The sequence below is a fragment of the Planktosalinus sp. genome, from assembly GCF_059864935.1.
Map to the genome: position 1 here is coordinate 1 of NZ_JCBCCK010000318.1, position 1926 is coordinate 1926.

Sequence of the window (1926 nt, forward strand, 5' to 3'; positions counted from 1 at the left end):
GCCGATGTCATGATGGAACGCGGCGCATTGAGCGTTAGGGCCATTTGTACACACGCCATCCTTTCAGGAAATGCTTACGAAAAAATTGAAAATTCAAAACTGGTGGAATTAATCGTGACTGATTCCATTCCGTTAAAACAAGAAAGCAAAAAAATCAGGGTATTGACCTGCTCAAAACTGGTGGCAGACGTGATGATAAGCGTAAATACCAACAAATCAATAAGCACAAAATTTTTAATGTAGTTTCGACTTCGCTCAACTACCTAAGAATTATAAAAATAAAACGCCCAAAACATAAATTTAATCTTAAGGCTCCGATGATTAAAGGGCGTATCATCTAAACCTTAAAAAACTAAAAAAAATGAAATCAATTACAATCAACGGATCTCAAAGAGAAAGCGTGGGCAAGGTAGCGACCAAAGCCTTACGTAATGCTGGAAAGGTGCCTTGCGTTATATACGGAGGAGACAAAGCACTACACTTTTCAGCTGATGAATTAGCATTTAAAGACTTGGTGTACACTCCGGATGTACACACAGTTGTAATTGCTCTTGATAATGGCGATAAAATCAACGCCATCCTACAGGACATCCAATTTCACCCGGTGAATGACAAAATCATTCACGTTGACTTTTACCAGATTTTTGACGACAAGGAAATCACTATGGAAATTCCGGTAAACCTTCTAGGCATACCAAAAGGAGTTAGAAACGGAGGGGTTCTGCGTGTTCCTAACAGAAAACTTAAAGTAAAAGGAATTCCCGCAAATCTTCCTGATTTTATTGAAGCAGATATTACCGAGCTTAGAATTGGAAGCAAGCTTTATGTAACCGAACTTGAAACCGAAAACTTCAAAATCATGCATCCTGACAATACAGTTGTAGCACAGGTGAGAAGATCTCGTGTTGTAGTAGAAGATGAAGAAGATGAAGAAGAAGGTGATGAAGCAGCTGAAGGTGAAACTGCGGAAGCAGAAGGAGCAGCTGATGCTTCTGAAACCCCGGCTTCAGAATAAATAGATTTTGAATCTTAATATTTACAAAACATCCCGATACCCTCGGGATGTTTTTTTTATATATTTTTACAAAAAAAAACATGCTTGCATTTTTTGGACGCATACTGGCAAAAAAGAACCCAAACATACTTGAAGAAAAAAAACCCATGAAGAAATTTCTCATCGCCGGACTTGGAAACATTGGCCCCAAATATGAAAACACCCGTCACAACATCGGTTTTAAAATTCTCGACCGTCTGGCACACAATGAAAACCTGACATTTGAGCCTGCCAAATTGGGCGACATCACTACTTACAAAATCAAAGGGAGAAGTTTGCTCCTGCTCAAACCCAGTACTTATATGAACCTGAGCGGAAAAGCCGTGCTGTATTGGTTACAAAAAGAAAACATCCCGCTTGAAAACTTGCTGGTGGTTACAGACGACCTCAACCTGCCTTTTGGCACCATCAGGGTAAAAACCAAAGGAAGCGACGGTGGTCACAACGGTTTAAAAGACATCCAGCTGCAACTGGGCACTGTCAATTACAACCGCTTTCGGTTTGGAATAGACAATGAATTTGGAAGGAGAAGCCAAGTCGATTTTGTTTTGGGCGATTGGGAACCCGAAGAAGAAACCCAACTCCCCGAACGTCTGGACAAATCCATTGAAGTGATAAAATCTTTCGCTTTAGCGGGAATCACAACCACTATGAATACCTTTAACGGAAAATAACAGCCTGTGCAAGTCCACCATTCCATAGAAAATTTTAAGACCGGAAAACCTACCATAGTTACCATTGGCACGTTTGACGGAGTGCACATTGGCCATAAAGAAATTCTAAAAAAACTCACTTCCGAAGCAGACCGGTTGAATTTCGAGTCGGTGATACTCACTTTTTTTCCGCATCCGCGGATGGTGTTGCAAAAAGAA

The 1926-nt window shown here is 40.6% G+C and carries 3 protein-coding genes and 1 pseudogene; all 4 read left to right on the forward strand.

Annotated features, from left to right (window positions below):
* A pseudogene (locus tag AC6F75_RS10285) lies at positions 1 to 243 on the forward strand (ribose-phosphate pyrophosphokinase); the annotation flags it as partial.
* 118 nt (positions 244 to 361) lie between these two features.
* Positions 362 to 1015, forward strand: coding sequence for a 50S ribosomal protein L25/general stress protein Ctc (locus tag AC6F75_RS10290; RefSeq protein WP_500714935.1), 654 nt, complete (start codon positions 362 to 364; stop codon positions 1013 to 1015).
* A gap of 80 nt (positions 1016 to 1095) precedes the next feature.
* The gene (pth, locus tag AC6F75_RS10295) at positions 1096 to 1728 is read left to right on the forward strand and encodes an aminoacyl-tRNA hydrolase (protein ID WP_500714936.1); all 633 of its coding nucleotides are present in this window, start codon (positions 1096 to 1098) and stop codon (positions 1726 to 1728) included.
* A gap of 6 nt (positions 1729 to 1734) precedes the next feature.
* A partial coding sequence (locus tag AC6F75_RS10300) for an adenylyltransferase/cytidyltransferase family protein (RefSeq protein ID WP_500714937.1) occupies positions 1735 to 1926 on the forward strand: 192 nt, incomplete at its 3' end.